The 15,349-nt window shown below is 37.3% G+C and carries 15 protein-coding genes; 14 read left to right on the top strand and 1 reads right to left on the bottom strand.

Annotated elements, in window-relative coordinates:
- Positions 1-2 precede the first annotated feature (2 nt).
- Complete coding sequence (locus tag ACFQ32_RS05655; protein ID WP_046325766.1) at positions 3-656, top strand: HD domain-containing protein; 654 nt, start codon at positions 3-5, stop codon at positions 654-656.
- 56 nt (positions 657-712) lie between these two features.
- Here the strand turns inward: ACFQ32_RS05655 and ACFQ32_RS05650 are convergent, their stop codons facing one another.
- Complete coding sequence (locus tag ACFQ32_RS05650; protein ID WP_046325481.1) at positions 713-1,246, bottom strand: methylated-DNA--[protein]-cysteine S-methyltransferase; 534 nt, start codon at positions 1,244-1,246, stop codon at positions 713-715.
- A 281-nt stretch (positions 1,247-1,527) separates the two neighbouring features.
- On the opposite strand from ACFQ32_RS05650, the gene ACFQ32_RS05645 reads away from it, so the two are divergent.
- The 13 genes from ACFQ32_RS05645 to ACFQ32_RS05585 all read left to right on the top strand — a co-directional run bounded on the left by ACFQ32_RS05645 (position 1,528) and on the right by ACFQ32_RS05585 (position 15,282).
- Positions 1,528-2,619, top strand: coding sequence for a BMP family lipoprotein (locus ACFQ32_RS05645; protein WP_046325480.1), 1,092 nt, complete (start codon positions 1,528-1,530; stop codon positions 2,617-2,619).
- A gap of 118 nt (positions 2,620-2,737) precedes the next feature.
- Positions 2,738-3,808, top strand: a complete 1,071-nt coding sequence (locus ACFQ32_RS05640) for a BMP family lipoprotein (RefSeq protein ID WP_046325479.1) — start codon at positions 2,738-2,740, stop codon at positions 3,806-3,808.
- Positions 3,809-3,882: 74 nt separating this feature from the next.
- Positions 3,883-5,418, top strand: coding sequence for an ABC transporter ATP-binding protein (locus ACFQ32_RS05635; protein WP_046325478.1), 1,536 nt, complete (start codon positions 3,883-3,885; stop codon positions 5,416-5,418).
- Positions 5,411-6,556: an ABC transporter permease gene (locus tag ACFQ32_RS05630; protein WP_046325477.1), complete on the top strand. Its 1,146-nt coding sequence runs from the start codon at positions 5,411-5,413 to the stop codon at positions 6,554-6,556. The genes ACFQ32_RS05635 and ACFQ32_RS05630 overlap by 8 nt, the downstream gene beginning before the upstream one ends.
- Positions 6,556-7,512 (top strand): ABC transporter permease, encoded by a 957-nt coding sequence (locus tag ACFQ32_RS05625; RefSeq protein WP_046325476.1) that lies wholly within the window; start codon positions 6,556-6,558, stop codon positions 7,510-7,512. Before ACFQ32_RS05630 ends, ACFQ32_RS05625 begins: the two co-directional genes overlap by 1 nt.
- A gap of 9 nt (positions 7,513-7,521) precedes the next feature.
- Complete coding sequence (locus ACFQ32_RS05620; protein ID WP_046325475.1) at positions 7,522-8,457, top strand: nucleoside hydrolase; 936 nt, start codon at positions 7,522-7,524, stop codon at positions 8,455-8,457.
- Positions 8,458-8,528: 71 nt separating this feature from the next.
- Positions 8,529-10,232: a glucose PTS transporter subunit IIA gene (locus ACFQ32_RS05615; protein WP_046325474.1), complete on the top strand. Its 1,704-nt coding sequence runs from the start codon at positions 8,529-8,531 to the stop codon at positions 10,230-10,232.
- Positions 10,219-11,214, top strand: a complete 996-nt coding sequence (locus tag ACFQ32_RS05610) for an ADP-ribosylglycohydrolase family protein (RefSeq protein WP_046325473.1) — start codon at positions 10,219-10,221, stop codon at positions 11,212-11,214. Before ACFQ32_RS05615 ends, ACFQ32_RS05610 begins: the two co-directional genes overlap by 14 nt.
- A 158-nt stretch (positions 11,215-11,372) precedes the next feature.
- Positions 11,373-11,984 carry a hypothetical protein gene (locus tag ACFQ32_RS05605; protein WP_046325472.1) on the top strand — a complete coding sequence of 204 codons (612 nt, stop codon included), beginning with the start codon at positions 11,373-11,375 and terminating at the stop codon, positions 11,982-11,984.
- The gene (locus tag ACFQ32_RS05600) at positions 11,977-12,720 is read left to right on the top strand and encodes an energy-coupling factor transporter transmembrane component T (RefSeq protein ID WP_046325471.1); all 744 of its coding nucleotides are present in this window, start codon (positions 11,977-11,979) and stop codon (positions 12,718-12,720) included. Before ACFQ32_RS05605 ends, ACFQ32_RS05600 begins: the two co-directional genes overlap by 8 nt.
- Complete coding sequence (locus ACFQ32_RS05595) at positions 12,717-13,553, top strand: energy-coupling factor ABC transporter ATP-binding protein (protein WP_046325470.1); 837 nt, start codon at positions 12,717-12,719, stop codon at positions 13,551-13,553. Before ACFQ32_RS05600 ends, ACFQ32_RS05595 begins: the two co-directional genes overlap by 4 nt.
- Positions 13,550-14,344, top strand: coding sequence for an energy-coupling factor ABC transporter ATP-binding protein (locus ACFQ32_RS05590; protein WP_046325469.1), 795 nt, complete (start codon positions 13,550-13,552; stop codon positions 14,342-14,344). Before ACFQ32_RS05595 ends, ACFQ32_RS05590 begins: the two co-directional genes overlap by 4 nt.
- A complete protein-coding gene (locus ACFQ32_RS05585) occupies positions 14,344-15,282 on the top strand; it encodes a nucleoside hydrolase (protein WP_046325468.1) in 939 nt (312 codons plus the stop codon). Before ACFQ32_RS05590 ends, ACFQ32_RS05585 begins: the two co-directional genes overlap by 1 nt.
- The last annotated feature ends 67 nt before the right edge of the window (positions 15,283-15,349 follow it).

The following is a 15,349-nucleotide window of genomic DNA, read 5'->3' as shown; positions in this document are numbered from 1 at the left end:
ATTTGGATTTAGCTAAAGTAACAGAATTTGTTAAAGAGCAGCTGCAAGATGAAAAAACTGGTCATGATTTTTATCATGGCCAACGGGTAGCGCATTTGGCCAGCAAAATGTATTTGCAGGATAATCCTGCTGCACATAAAGACAGCCGTATGGTTGCTATTATCGAGGCGGCTGGATATTTGCATGATACTATTGATGAAAAAATTTGCGCAGATCCTGATCAGGTTCTTGCCAATATTAAAAAATTGTTGCCACAAGCAGGGTTTACTGCTTTAGAAGTAAAAGATATTTTATTTACAATACAGCATATGTCCTTTTCAGCCAATATAGAGCATCATTATCAGCTGCCAGTTTCTGGAGAATATGTCCAAGATGCTGATCGCATTGAAAGCCTGGGTGCAATCGGTATTGCGCGGGCTTTTACTTATGGTGGTGCCCATGGCAATGTTATATATGACCCCAGAATCAAACCACAAAAGCTGGTTAGTCATGATCAATATCGAAAGCACACGGAAACAACAATTAACCATTTCTATGAGAAATTATTTCACTTAGTTGATTTAATGAATACAGCCGGAGGTAAAAAGGAAGCACAAAAAAGAACCGAATTTATGCGTGACTATGTCCAAGAATTTATGTCTGAATGGAATGTTTAAGCTGCATGAGCTCCATGCAGCTTTTTATTTTGCTTTAAAACCGAATATTAAATGCTTTATAGTAAGTCTAATTGACTGGAAAATTTGCTTAAGGGATTTTCCATTTTTAATAGTGCCCTTTTGCGGTCAAGACCTCCGGCATAACCCGTTAAAGAGCCGTCACTGCCAATTACTCGGTGGCAGGGAATGATTAAGCTAATAGGATTGTGTCCAACAGCATTGCCAATTGCACGAGCCTTATTTACTTTATTCTTTTGCCCCTGTTGCATGCGGTTGGCCAATTCTTTATAAGTGACAAGCTCGCCGTAAGGCACCTTTTGCAGTTCCTTAAGTACTTTTTGCCTAAAGGCTGACACGTCAGGTTTCACGGGGACAGTATACGGGTCGGGGTTTTGCCCAGCAAAATAGTCAGTCAGCCATTTTTGGGCCAATTTAATCGGGCTACTGGGAAAGACTTTGACAAGACTCAAATCATAGCCGGCACCAAAATATTTTTGTCCGTTAAACCATAATCCTAAGAGGTGGTTATCATCGCTTAAAAGCGTTAATGTTCCTAATTTTGATTTAAAAAAAGCTTTATATAATTTCATTAGATTACCTTTATCATTGACGAACATTTTACCGTTTATTTTATTATACGTTAGTTTATGAACAAAGGTTGCTTAATGGCGCCAGATTAACTTAATTAACACCTATACGAAAATTTTAACTTTTTTATTTGTGGTATACAAAACATTATGAGTAAGGCTCAGTTTCGCTTTCATGAAAAAATAGGAATGCTATCAGATCAACACTTTATCTTGTAGCTTACTTTTGACAATACTACCAGATATGGTATGTTAGGTATTGTGATATTTACAGGAGGTACAATATGAGGTCAAAAATCAAAAAAATCTTTTCCATCAGTGCGATAGCGGTTGCTGCAGGGTTAGCGCTTACTGCTTGTTCAGGTAAAAAGCAGGGTGGCGCCAACAATTCAAGTAGTAGTGCCAAGCACTCAATTGCGCTAATCACTGATACTGCGGGCGTTAATGATAATTCTTTTAACCAGTCTGCTTGGCAAGGCTTTAAGGAATATGGCAAAGATCATAATCTTAATCGCGGGCGCAATGGCTACCAGTATTTTCAATCAGGCAGTGCGGCGGATTTTGAGCCTAATTTTGATCAGGCAAGTAAAGCCGGCTATCAGACAATTTTTGGTATTGGCTATAGCTTAAAGGATGCAGTCAAGGCTGCTGCTAAAAAGAATCCTAAAAAGAACTACGTTATTGTCGATGAAGTAATAAAGGGGCAGAAGAATGTAGCTTCTGCCAACTTCAAGAGTGAGCAGGCTTCCTATTTGGCAGGTGTTGTTGCGGCAACAGAAACAAAGACGAATGTCATCGGCTTTATTGGCGGTGCCCATGGCAATATTATTGATTTATTTGATGCCGGTTTTACCAAGGGCGTTCATGACCAGGCGCAAAAATTGCATAAAAAAATTACACTCTTAAACCAATATGTGGGCGACTTTAAGAGTGCTGATAAAGAAAAGGCAATTGCCCAGTCAATGTATGCTAAAAAAGCTGATATCATTTTCCACGCTTCTGGTTTAGCTGGCAACGGCTTGTTCCAAGAGGCTAAATCAATTAACCAGACAAGAACAGCTGCTAACAAAGTTTGGGCTATTGGAGTCGATTCGGACCAGTCTCATTTAGGTAACTACAAGACTAAAGATGGTAAAAAGGATAATTTTGTTTTGACTTCAGTTATTACCGGTGTAAATGTAGCTACACGGGACATTTCTAATCGCGCTTATCACGGGAAATTCCCTGGCGGTCAACAACTGGTTTATGGTTTAAAAACTAACGGAGTTTCGCTTAAACGCGGACAAATTAGTGCAAAAGCTTGGCAATATTCACGTCAAGCTCGTACAGAAATTATTAAGGGTAATATCAAAGTGCCAATTCATCCAAGTAAATAGTTCGCAATACGCCAACATTTTTACCTATAATCAACCACAAAAAAATATTTCTTGAATTAATGCGTATTTTATTATAATATTAACTATGAAAAGTTCGTATTTTGTGGAGGGAAAATTAATGGGTAAGAAATTTACGAAATTTTTGTCATTAGGATTTTTAATGGCATCATTTACTTTAGTTTTGAATGCTTGCTCGGGAAAAAAGCAGGGAACAAGCAGTCAGAACAAAAAAGACAGTATTGCTTTAATTACTGATAGCAATGGTATTAATGACCAGTCCTTTAACCAGGCTGCATGGGCCGGTTTTAAAGATTATGGTAAAGAACATAATTTAAAGCAAGGTAAAGGCTATCAGTATTTCCAATCTAGCAGCGCTACTGACTATACACCTAACTTTAACCAAGCTGCTAAATCTGGTTACCAAACAATATTTGGTATTGGTTATATGTTAAAAGATTCAGTTAAAGCAGCTGCTAAAAAGAATCCTAAGAAAAATTTTGTAATCGTTGACGATGTGATTACTGGTCAAAAAAATGTGGCTTCAGTAACTTTTAAGAGTAATGAATCATCATATTTAGGTGGTGTGGCTGCTGCTTATTCTACTAAAACCAACAAAGTTGGTTTTATCGGAGGAGCTAAATCAGCTATTATTGATACTTTTGAAGCTGGTTTCAAGCAAGGCGTAAAAGACGCTGCTAAAGCTCAGCATAAAAAGATCAATGTCAGTGTACAATATATCGGCAACTTTACTTCAAACGATAAAGCTAAATCAATTGCACAGTCAATGTATGCTAATAAATGTGATGTAGTATTCCAGGCTGCAGGTTCAGCCGGTAGCGGAGTCTTCCAAGAAGCTAAGGCCCTAAATCAAACTAAACCTGAAAGTAACAAGGTTTGGGTGATTGGTGTAGATGTTGACCAGAAAAATCTTGGTAACTATAAAACGAAAGATGGTAAAAAGGCTAACTTTACTTTAACTTCAGTATTGAAGGGACTAAACGTTGCAACTAAATCCTTGGCTGACGATGCTGCTAAAGGAAAATTCCCAGGAGGAAAGCATCTTGTCTATTCCTTAAAAGGCAATGGTGTTTCAATTACTAAAGGCAACCTTACACCAAAGGCATGGCTGGCAGTAGAAAAGGCTAAACAACAAATAGTTGCCGGAAAAATTACTGTAGCGCAAAATTAAAGTAAATTATTGATTAAAACTCTTTGTGTATTCTTATGCAAAGAGTTTTTTACGAAAAAGGAAATTTACATAAAATGGAAAATATGACGAACGTAATAGAAATGCGCCATATTGTTAAGGATTTTAATGGCTTTAAAGCTAATAACGATATTAATCTGACTTTGAAAAAAGGTGAGATTCTGGCGTTATTAGGGGAAAACGGTGCTGGTAAATCAACTCTAATGAGCATTCTATCAGGATTGATTCAGCCCACTTCAGGTACAATCAAAGTTCGCGGAAAAAAGGTTAATATTAAAAATCCAACTGTTGCCAAAGACCTAGGTATCGGTATGGTACACCAGCACTTTATGTTGATGGAATCCTTTACAGTTTTGGAAAATATTATTTTGGGTCATGAAACAACCAAGGGACCTAAACTAGATTTCAAAAAAGCTGAAAAGCAGATTATGGCCTTATCTGAGCGCTATAACTTAAATATTGACCCTCAGAAAAAAATCAGTGAGATTACAGTGGCACAGCAACAGAGAGTGGAAATTCTCAAAGTTTTGTATCGCGGAGCTGATATTATGATTTTTGATGAGCCTACTGCTGTTTTAACGCCACAAGAAATTACGGAATTTATTCAAATTTTGCGTGGACTGGCTAAAGAGGGTAAATCGATTATTTTAATCACGCACAAGCTGGAAGAAATTGAGAGAGCTGCTGATCGTGTCACCGTTATTCGTGCTGGTCAAAGTGTAGGAACTTTTGCTGTTGCTAATGTCGATAATAATCGTTTGGCGGAATTGATGGTTGGTCGTCATGTTAACATGAAGCTTAATAAGCCAGTAGCAAAAATTGGTAAAACGATGTTGCAGGTTGAAAATTTGCAAGTGAAAAATAAGCAAAACGTGGCTGTAATTAAAGGAATGTCTTTTAATTTGCATGCTGGCGAAATTTTGGGTGTTGCCGGTATTGATGGTAATGGTCAAGATGAACTTGTCAGGGCTTTAACCGGCTTGCAACATGTTCATGCCGGCAAAATTATAATTGACGGCGAAGACATGACTAATCACAAGGTGCGGCAAATAACTGAAAAGGGCGTGTCATATATACCTGCTGACCGGCAAAAATATGGCTTGATTTTACCTTTTTCAGTTTCAGATAATTTAGCTCTGCAAACTTATTATCAAGAACCATTTTCACGTCACAACGTCATGCACTACGATGTCATTCACGAACATGCCAGGAAGTTGATTAAGCAATTTGATATCAGGACGACCAGTGAAAAAATGCCTGTGAGTGATTTATCTGGTGGTAATCAACAAAAAGTAATAATTGCACGTGAATTAAGTCGTAACAGTAATTTAGTTATTGCTTTTCAGCCGACACGCGGACTTGATGTTGGTGCGATTGAATACATTCATAAGCAGCTTTTAAACGAAAGAGCTCAAGGTAAAGCAATTTTGTTAATCTCGTATGAACTTGATGAAATTATGCAGTTGTCTGATCGGATTATTGTTCTTCACAATGGCAGTATTTCAGGTGAAGTCAGGCCGGAAAATACGAGTGATGAGGAGTTAGGGTTGTTAATGACAGGTGTTAAGAAAGAAGGCAGCGCTCTTGCTTAAAGTAACACTAAAAACTAAGAAAATTTTAGTACCAATTATTTCAATTTTAGCAGGCTTTTTAGTTGGGGCAATCATCATGCTGGTCTGGAGTTACAACCCGTTTCAAGCATATGCTTCAATGTTTTCCAGCGCCTTAGGCAATATGAATGGTATAGGTGAAACTATTCGTGAAGCAACTCCCCTGATTTTCACTGCTATTGGATTTGCCATTGCTTCTACTGCTGGCTTTTTCAATATTGGTTTGCCCGGTCAGGCGCAAGCAGGCTGGTTGTCATCCATCTGGGTGGTGCTGGCTAATCCCAATATGCCTAAAGTGTTTTTACTGCCACTGGCTGTAATTACCGGTATTATTGCCGGTGCACTTGTTGCCGGTGTTGCCGGCTGGCTGCGTGCTCAATTTGGGACTAACGAAGTAATTACAACTATTATGATTAACTACATTGTGCTTTATTCCTGTCAATATTTGATGCAGCAGGTAATGTCAGCGAAATTACGTATTGATACTGATACTACTAAAACAATTACTGCCAATGGCAGTTTAAAGATTAACTGGCTTAGTTCAATGTTTGGTGATTCACGGATTAATGCGGGAATTTTTATTGCTTTAGTCGCCGTCTTTTTGTATTGGTATTTAATGAGAAAGACTACCACCGGTTTTGAAATTCGTTCGGTTGGTACTAATGCTGCAGCTAGTCGCTATGCCGGAATGTCTGCTAAAAAGAATATTATGCTATCGATGCTCCTGTCTGGCGGTTTTGCCGGTTTAGGTGGAGTTGTTCAGGGCCTTGGTACTTATCAAAACTACTTTACCCAGACGACTAGTTTGGATATTGGCTGGGATGGCTTGTCTGTTGCCCTTCTTGGTGGCGGCACAGCTGTTGGTATTTTGCTAGCTTCATTATTATTTTCGATATTAAAAATTGGTGGTCTAGGGATGCAGACCATTGCCGGTATCCCTTATGAGATCGTTTCGATAGTTATTGCCGCTATTATTTTCTTTGTTGCTATTCAATATGTTATTGGACTGCTATTTAAAACTAAAAAAGCCCAGGCAATTCAAAGAGACACCAAAACCGCTGATACGGATTCAGACAGTGCGGTGGCGGATTCTACTAAAACTCAAGGAGGACAAAATTAATGAATTTAGTTACGATTTTAGCGTTAATTGTATCATCAACTTTTGTCTATTCGGCTCCGTTGATTTTCACCGCTTTAGGTGGCGTTTATAGTGAAAACTCAGGTATTACCAATATTGGCCTAGAAGGAATAATGACTATCGGTGCCTTTTCTGCCATTGTGTTTAACCTGACTTTTGCTTCTACTTTTGGTAAAGCAACGCCATGGCTTGGCTTATTGATTGGTGGAATTGTGGGTCTGCTCTTTTCATTACTACATGCTGTTGCCACTATTAATTTTCATGCTGACCATATTATCAGTGGGACTGTACTTAACCTCATGGCACCGCCTTTAGGAGTATTTTTAGTTAAAGCTATTTATGATAAAGGGCAAACTGAAAATATTACTCAAAGCTTTGGTTATTTTAGTTTTCCTGGCTTAGCTGATATTCCTGTAATAGGGCCTATTTTCTTTCAAAATACATCAGCACCAGCATGGCTGGCAATAGTGGTGTCCGTAGTATTGTGGTGGATTTTGTATAAAACCCGCTTTGGCTTGCGCTTGCGCTCATGTGGTGAAAATCCCCAAGCTGCTGATACTCTGGGGATTAATGTTTATGGCATGCGTTATGCTGGAGTATTAATATCAGGCTTTTTAGGTGGAGTTGGCGGTGCAGTTTTTGCAGAGGCAATTTCTGGTAACTTTTCAGTTTCTACTATTGTGGGCCAAGGTTTTATGGCTTTGGCGGCCATGATCTTTGGTAAATGGAATCCGTTAGGTGCAATGATGGCTTCGCTTTTCTTTGGTTTTGCTCAAAGTATTAGTATCATCGGCAATCAATTGCCGTTCTTCAGCCACATACCTGCTGTTTACATGCAGATTGCTCCTTATGTAATTACAATCATAGTTTTAGTTCTGTTCTTCGGAAAATCGGTTGCTCCAGCAGCTGATGGTCAAAATTATATTAAGTCAAAATAGGGAGTATTAATGAAAACAATTTATTTTAACCATGATGGTAATATTGATGATTTAGTAGCTTGCTTGCTGTTTTTGCAAGCCCCAGATATTAAATTAATTGGCGTTAGTGCAATTGATGCGGATGGCTATGTTGATCCGGCTGTTGAAGTATGTCGTAAGTTGACAGACCGCTTTAACTTGCGCGGTGATCAATTGGAAATTGCCAAATCAAATTCTCGCGCCGTTAATCAGTTTCCGGAAGATTGGCGTAAAGCGGCATATTCTTTCAATTATCTGCCGTTATTGAACCGTTCTGGCAAAGTGATTACTAAGATGGCAGAAAAGCCGGCTCATTTAGATATGGTTGAGAAAATTATGGCATCAGAGCAGCCTGTAACTTTAGTTATGACAGGTCCTTTAACGGATTTAGCGCGCGCACTAGAAACTAATCCTCAAATTGCGGGTAACATTGAAAAGCTGTATTGGATGGGTGGTTCCCTTGATGGTCATGGTAATGTTGTTCAGGTTAATGCTGACGGTACTCAAGAATGGAATGCTTTCTGGGATCCTTTTGCGCTTGAAACTGTTTTGAAATCAAGCATTCCCATGCAGGTTATTGGTCTTGAAAGCAGTGAAGAACTGCCTTTAACTGATGAGTTAAGAATGCACTGGGCCAGTTTAAGTGAACATCCAGCTATGGATTTAGTTGCACAAGGATATTGTCTTCTGGTTAATCCGCCAATACCAACTGCGCAATTATACTTCTGGGACGTTTTAACGGTCATTAGTGCCCTGTATCCCGAAGTTGTTTTGACGACTGAAAAACACAAGGTAAGAGTAATTACCCAAGGCTTGGCAGCAGGCCGTCTGGAAGATGATCCCGCTGGTCGTGAAATAACTTTAGTGACTAAAGCAGATAAAAATTTATTCTTTAAAAAGTTTGATGAATTATTATTGCGTAGTTAAGTAATACTTATAAAGAGAAAACCCTCGATTTTCGAGGGTTTTCTTGTAATTAAAATTTATAGTGGACAATTATGAACAGCAAGAATTTAATTGCAGATTTAGGTGGAAAAGATAATATTGAATCAATTTCACACTGTATGACTAGGATTCGTATTAAAGTCAAAAATCCGCAATCTGTCAATAGAAGGCAAATTGCAAGTGAAAAAAATGTGATTAAGGAACAGTTTGTTGGTCATGAATACCAGATTATAGTGAGCAATAACGTGGAAAAAGAATTTGCCAGTCTGCAAAAGCAGATGCATTCAGGTGGGAATGATTTTACAGCTATTGAGTGGAAAACCATACCAAGTCAAATTTTAGTTCCTATACTACCTTTATATACAACCGCGGCTATTTTTCAAGGTGTTTTAGTATTAATTAAATTGTGCAATTTAGTTTCCGCTGATAATTATCAATTTCTATTAAATTTAATACGACTTCCCGTATTTTGTTTACCAATAATTATTGGTTATAGCACCGCCAAAAGTATCAAATTGAACCCACTTGCTGGAATAGGCTTTGGTATAGAATTAATGGCAGTACATCATTATTTCAAAGCTTTTCCCAATTATGTTGGTTCTTTTATTCCTGTGATTTTGGTATGCCTGGCAAGCAAAATTATTTTTGTGTTTTTGGATAAAAAAATTAGGGGAATCATAGGTGCTACTTATAATTTTACATTGGGCTTTATCATTACCAGTGTAATAGGAATTTTATTTTTAGCACCAATTGGCCTATTTTTAGGCAAATTATTTTCAGATACTATCAAGTTAATTATGCTAAAAGTGCCTGTCATTGCAGCGTTAGTAAGTTCTATACTTTATTTGTTTTTAGTTGTCAAGGGTCAGCATTGGTGGTTAACGTTACTTGCTCTGAACAACTTAGGAGCCTTAGGCTATTCTTGGCTTTTTGCTTTTACTTCAACTGCACAGTTTGGCCAATTGGGCGCAGTTTTGGGAATTGCGACGAAGCGCAAAGAAATAAAAAATAAAAAAGTGAAGGACACTGTGAAAAATTGCCTTTTTTGTATTATTGAGCCCGCACTATATGGCTATACCACGTTAAAGAAAAGCAGGTATATTTCAAGTCTTGTTGGACTAGCTCTCAGTGCAATTTATTTAGCCATTGCTAACGCTAAAATGTATGCTTTTCCAAGCAGCATCTTTTCCCTGGTTAATCCGGAACAGCCGACCTGGGATTCACTAATAACAGGTTTAATTTCGATTTTAATTGCTATCTTCGCCAGCTTCATTGCTGCTTTAGTTAGCGAACAGAATAACAGTTTACCTAAAATTAAAGTGACGGCCCCAATTGCGGGAACATACTTTGATATTGCACAATCTAAGGACCAGACATTTGCCAGTAAGGTACTGGGAGATGGAATAGCAATTACTCCCTTATCCTCGACTAATGCTGACATTTATGCTCCCGTAAATGGGAAAATCATTATGATCGCGCCCGACCAACATGCATTTGGTATTAAAACTACTGCAGGTGTTGAACTATTGGTACATGTCGGAATTGACACGGTAAAATTAAAAAAAGCAGCTGTTAAACTAAATTTAAAAGTAGGACAATTAGTTGCAAGAGGAGACAAAGTCGGAAATGTAAACATCAATAATATTATCCAAGCTGGCTATAATCCAGAAACATTGCTGATTGCATTGAAAAATCCAGAATATTATTTTGATAAGAATAATTTATACTTAATTAAGAGGAAAAATGAAACCAGATAAGAAAAGAGTTTTAGGAATATTGCAGGGAGTATCACTAGGTGATGCTATGGGAATGCCAACAGAAGTATTGTCACAAGAACTTATTCGCGAAAAATTTCCTAACGGTATTCATGAATTGTTAGGCTCTGTAAGTGGCGGACCGTACAAGAGAGATTTACCGGCTGGTTCTATCACTGATGATACCGTTAATACATTATTGGTCTGTAAAATGTTAATTAAAAATAATGGCAAAATAGACAGCAGGCAATTTATTGAATCCTTAATAAGATGGACACAGGATTCCAATATGGCACAGTATGTTGCGGGTCCATCAACTAAAAGTGCTATTAAAGCTATTCAAAACGGGTTACCACTTGAAAAAGCTGGAATTACTGGTACTACTAACGGAGCAGCAATGAAAATTTCTCCGGTTGGTATTGTGTTTGATTATAAAAATGCTAGTGCACTGCTAAAGGCTGTTTCGGCTATTTGTATGCCTACCCATAACACGAGTATTGCCATTGCGGGAGCTAGTGCGATAGCAGCTATAGATAGTTATGTTGCAAGGGGTGGCACGAAGATCAGTACAATATGGCAAATTGCAACGGATTTTGCTCAAAAGGGCTCACTTTATGGCTTTAAATTTCCATCCGCTGATTTAGTTTTTCGCATTAATCAGGCAAAAGCAATTGTTCAGACTTCCAGAACAAGAACAGTATTGCTTTCACGGCTTTACCAAGAAGTTGGCAGTGGAATGGAAACGATAGAAACTATTCCCTGCGTTTTGGCCATAGTTGACTTTGCCAAGGCAGATGCTTGGAAAGCGGCACAATTAGCTGCAGAAATTGGCTGGGATACAGATACAATTGGCTCAATTGCCACTGGTATATGTGGTGGTATACGTCCTGACAGTATACCAATTTCCAAAATTGCTCAGATTGAGAAAGTAAATAAGATCGAGCTTAATTCTATATCCGAACAATTATTTAATGTGGCAAAATAAAATAAAGTTTGTAGTATTTACTTGCTAACGCAAAATTTTCTTATATTTAAATAAAAGTAGCCTTGAAAATCACAATAATTTCATGTATTCTTAAATTGAATTATACGTATAAATTTATATGTATATCATTATATTGTTCGGTTTTAAAGGAGGAAAAATTGAAAAGAGGACTTAGGTATGATTTCGATTTACTGGCACTATTGTTAATACCAGTTGGCGTAGCGTTAAATTTTGTCGGTTATCAGTTATCTGCGGCATTAAAACTGCCCGTTTGGATTGATCAGGTAGGAACATGTTTTGTGTCTATGATTGCCGGCCCGTGGGTGGGAATGGTAATGGCTTTATTAGGCAATATCATTAATGGTATGTTAATACCAACTGCGATTCCATTCGCCTTGGTAGCCATGACTAACGCATTATTTGTTGGTTATTTTTCACGGTTTAAGTTTTTTAGCAACATTTTTACGGCAGTTATTGCATGTGCAATTGTTAATGTTGCAACTGCAGTACCTTCAGCTATAGTAACAACTTTTGTGTTCGGTGGAGCAACAGGAGCTGGTAGTGATTTGCTTACAGCTGTATTTTTAGCAGCAGGCAAAGCTTTGCTTTGGTCAACAATTCAAGCAAACTTAGTTGGGGGTACTTTTAGTGTGGCCTTTAACTTCACTATTGCATGGCTTTTAGTAAGACGGTTACCCGATAGATTTTTAATAAAATTAAATTATGGTCGTCCATACATTAAAAACAGAAAGGCTCTAATCTATGCTTAAATGGTTTAAATCACTATATCCTTCAACTAAGGCATTAATTGTTTTGCTTCTTATTTTACTTAGTATGATGAGCTCAAAGTGGCAGGTTCAATTGTGTTTAATAGCTGTAACAATGATTCTGGCATTATTTTCTGGTACATTAGTCAGGCTAATTAAATTGTTCTTTGAATCTTTAGCATTAATTGTGGTCTTTTTATTTGTATTGCAAGTGTTTTTCATCAGCTATCCTGATTCACAAAAAATTTGGTGGGTCATTAAGTTTTCACAAACAGGTCTTAATACTGCAATTATGTTGGCAAGCAGGATAATTGCTATTTCGTTACCAATTATCTGGTATTTTTTAGTTACTTCCAGCGATGTTATCATCCAAGCTCTAGATCAAACTAAGTTGCCTAAAAAAGCTATCTTTGTTTTAGCTTCAACTATTCAGGTTGTTCCCCAATTAATGTGGCAGTCAAATATCATTAATGAGGCACAGCAAGCAAGAGGAGTAGAAACTACGGGTTCATTATGGCAAAGAATAAAGACATTTATACCAATGATGGGTCCCTTGGTTTTATCTTCTGTTGAGCAAAATGAAGAAAAAGTTTTAACGTTACAGGCACGTGGCTTTTCTAATCCAACTCCCCGGACAACTTTGCATCATATCTCTAAAAAGAAAATCGATTATTTATTAGACATAATACTCTGTTTAATCTTGGTTGTTTTTGTTATTTGGGGAGGTAAATTTCTATGAGCTTAATAGAACTGCAACATATCAATTATCGCTATCCGTTAACTTCAGACCTAACGATTAAAGATCTGTCATTAAAGGTTGAGCCGGGTGAAGTATTGGGTGTTATTGGCAGCAATGGTTCTGGTAAAACGACTGTGTGCAATATAATGCGTGGCTTTATTCCTGCTTTTTATAAAGGCGAACTTGAAGGAAAGGTTATCTTTGAAGACAAACCGCTGGATACTTCTAACCTGGGCAGACTGGCACAAAAAATTGGCTATGCTTTTCAAAATCCGTTTACACAAATAACTGGCGTTAAATATACAGTTTATGATGAAATAGGTTATGGACTGGAGAACTTGTCTGTTCCCAGAGAAGAAGCTAATGAAAAAGTTGAGCAGGTCATAAAATTATTAAACTTAGAAAAAATACGTAATCAGAATCCTTATGATTTATCTGGTGGTCAAAAACAAATGGTAGCTCTGGCTTCAGTTATTGTATTAGATCCAGAATTAATTATTTTAGATGAGCCTACTTCACAGCTAGATCCCAGCTCGACATTAGCTGTGTATAATATTGTCAAAAACTTGAAAAAGCAAGGTAAGACCATAATTATTGTTGATCATAAAGTTGATTTACTAGCACAAGTTTGTGATGAAATTGCAGTGATCCAAGACGGACAACTTGTGGTTAAAGGAGAAACACATCATGTTTTTAGTGATGAAAAAGTAGTAGCTGCAGGTGGACAGATTCCAGAAGTATCAGCTTTCTATTTAAAAAAATATCCTAAATCAAAACAAGTTCCTGTTACGGTTGATGAAGCATATGAAATGTTAAAGGAAGCTAGAGCATGAGTTACTTAAGTCTGGATGATGTCAGTTATTCGTATGATAATAAAAATAATGCGGTTGAAAGTGTCAATTTAGAATTTGAACTAGGTGAGGCAGTAGCTATTATCGGACAAAATGGTGCTGGTAAAACTACTACTGTAAAAATGATGAACGGATTGATTAGACCTGATAAGGGTCGAGTTTTACTCGATGGCAAAGATACTAAAGGAATCAGTGTAGCTCAATTATCTCACCATGTGGGGTATGTGTTTCAAAATCCTGATGAGCAGATTTTTCAAGATTCAGTTGAAAAAGAAATTGCATTTTCACTAAGAAAGCAAAAGCTGCCACAAACGGAAATAACTACCAGGGTAAAAGACGCTGCTAGACTGTGTCACTTGGATAATAAATTAAATGAACATCCATATAATTTACCTTATTCTCAAAGAAAATTTGTTACAATTGCGGCAATTATAGCTATGAACCCAGAAGTTATGGTCTTTGATGAACCAACCGCAGGGCAGGATCATAACTCAATTATACGTTTAAATAAAATTATCAAAAAACTAACAAGCATGCATAAGCTAGTGATTACAATTACACACGACATGAGCTTTGTAGTTAATAATTTTAAACGCGTGATAGTTTTTGCTCAGGCTCATAAGCAAAAAGAAGGTTCTCCTGCAGAAATTTTTAGTGATGAGTCTCTTTTACGTAAGAGTAAATTAGAACCGCCAGTAATTGGTCAACTGGCAAAAAAACTAGGGTTTAGCAACGTCTTAACAGTTACAGATCTACTAAGAGTGGTAAATTAATGGATATTTTATATGACTGCGATCCTGGTCAAGATGACGCGATGGCTTTATTAACTGCTTTAGGTAATCCTGATAAGGTAAAGGTTTTATGTGTTTCCACAGTTGGCGGCAATCAGAATATTAATTTGGTAACGCAAAATGCGGGCTATTTACTAGCCTTTTGTAAGCAACACATTCCGTTAGTTCAAGGACAAGCAGGGCCACTGCTTAATCAATTACACGTGCAGGCAAAAGCTCATGGCAGCACTGGTATGGATGGCTCAGATAGCTTAAATAAATATGCTTATCCGGTTGAAGATGACAATGCAATTTGTTTTATGGCAAATATGTTGAAAAAGCAGTCTCAAAAGGTGACTATTGTTGCTACGGGACCGCTCACAAACATCGCGTTATTAATTAAAACTTTTCCCGAAATTATACCTAAAATAGCTAAAATAGTTATTATGGGCGGAGGTATAGATCACGGCAACGTTACTGACTTAGCTGAATTCAATATTTGGACTGACCCTGAAGCGGCGCAAATTGTCTTTAGTTCACCCTTGGAAGTGATCATGGCGGGTTTAGATGTAACTGAAAAAATTACTATTACTAAAAAACAAATAGCAAGTCTTCAATTTGGTGGTCCAGCATCTAAATTGGCAGGTAATCTGTTACATTTTTATCAAAAGTCAGGTGAACAATTTGGTTTTACGGCTGCACCTGTACACGACCTAGTTGCAATGGAGTATGCAATTTGGCCAGAATTTTTTGAGGCCGTTCCAGCCAACATTAAAGTTAATACTAATCACGGCGATGCATATGGGCAAACGTATATTGCTAAGGGAAAAGACGAGAATAAAGCAGCCCATAATGTACTAATTAAAAAAATGACTAAAAAGCTATTTTTTGCTCTTTTGCAAAAAAGTTTGCAGTTTTTGGACCAAAAATTAGTCAATTGAAATTAAAAGCAGTCAATTTTATTACATAATTGTTTTTAAATAGACAAAAAGACGAAATTCTATTGTG

Source organism: Lactobacillus melliventris, from assembly GCF_042679465.1.
Lineage (GTDB): Bacteria > Bacillota > Bacilli > Lactobacillales > Lactobacillaceae > Lactobacillus > Lactobacillus melliventris.
Note: the sequence above shows the minus strand (reverse complement) of the source record. Positions and strands in the feature narration are given on the sequence as shown.

Bases quoted from the DNA above. Each gene is read 5' to 3' on its own strand.
- ACFQ32_RS05590 (WP_046325469.1), top strand. From the start codon at position 13,550: ATGAGTTACTTAAGTCTGGATGATGTCAGTTATTCGTATGATAATAAA.
- ACFQ32_RS05610 (WP_046325473.1), top strand. From the start codon at position 10,219: ATGAAACCAGATAAGAAAAGAGTTTTAGGAATATTGCAGGGAGTATCA.
- ACFQ32_RS05645 (WP_046325480.1), top strand. From the start codon at position 1,528: ATGAGGTCAAAAATCAAAAAAATCTTTTCCATCAGTGCGATAGCGGTT.
- ACFQ32_RS05600 (WP_046325471.1), top strand. From the start codon at position 11,977: ATGCTTAAATGGTTTAAATCACTATATCCTTCAACTAAGGCATTAATT.
- ACFQ32_RS05595 (WP_046325470.1), top strand. From the start codon at position 12,717: ATGAGCTTAATAGAACTGCAACATATCAATTATCGCTATCCGTTAACT.
- ACFQ32_RS05640 (WP_046325479.1), top strand. From the start codon at position 2,738: ATGGGTAAGAAATTTACGAAATTTTTGTCATTAGGATTTTTAATGGCA.
- ACFQ32_RS05615 (WP_046325474.1), top strand. From the start codon at position 8,529: ATGAACAGCAAGAATTTAATTGCAGATTTAGGTGGAAAAGATAATATT.
- ACFQ32_RS05650 (WP_046325481.1), bottom strand. From the start codon at position 1,246: ATGAAATTATATAAAGCTTTTTTTAAATCAAAATTAGGAACATTAACG.
- ACFQ32_RS05625 (WP_046325476.1), top strand. From the start codon at position 6,556: ATGAATTTAGTTACGATTTTAGCGTTAATTGTATCATCAACTTTTGTC.
- ACFQ32_RS05585 (WP_046325468.1), top strand. From the start codon at position 14,344: ATGGATATTTTATATGACTGCGATCCTGGTCAAGATGACGCGATGGCT.
- ACFQ32_RS05620 (WP_046325475.1), top strand. From the start codon at position 7,522: ATGAAAACAATTTATTTTAACCATGATGGTAATATTGATGATTTAGTA.
- ACFQ32_RS05635 (WP_046325478.1), top strand. From the start codon at position 3,883: ATGGAAAATATGACGAACGTAATAGAAATGCGCCATATTGTTAAGGAT.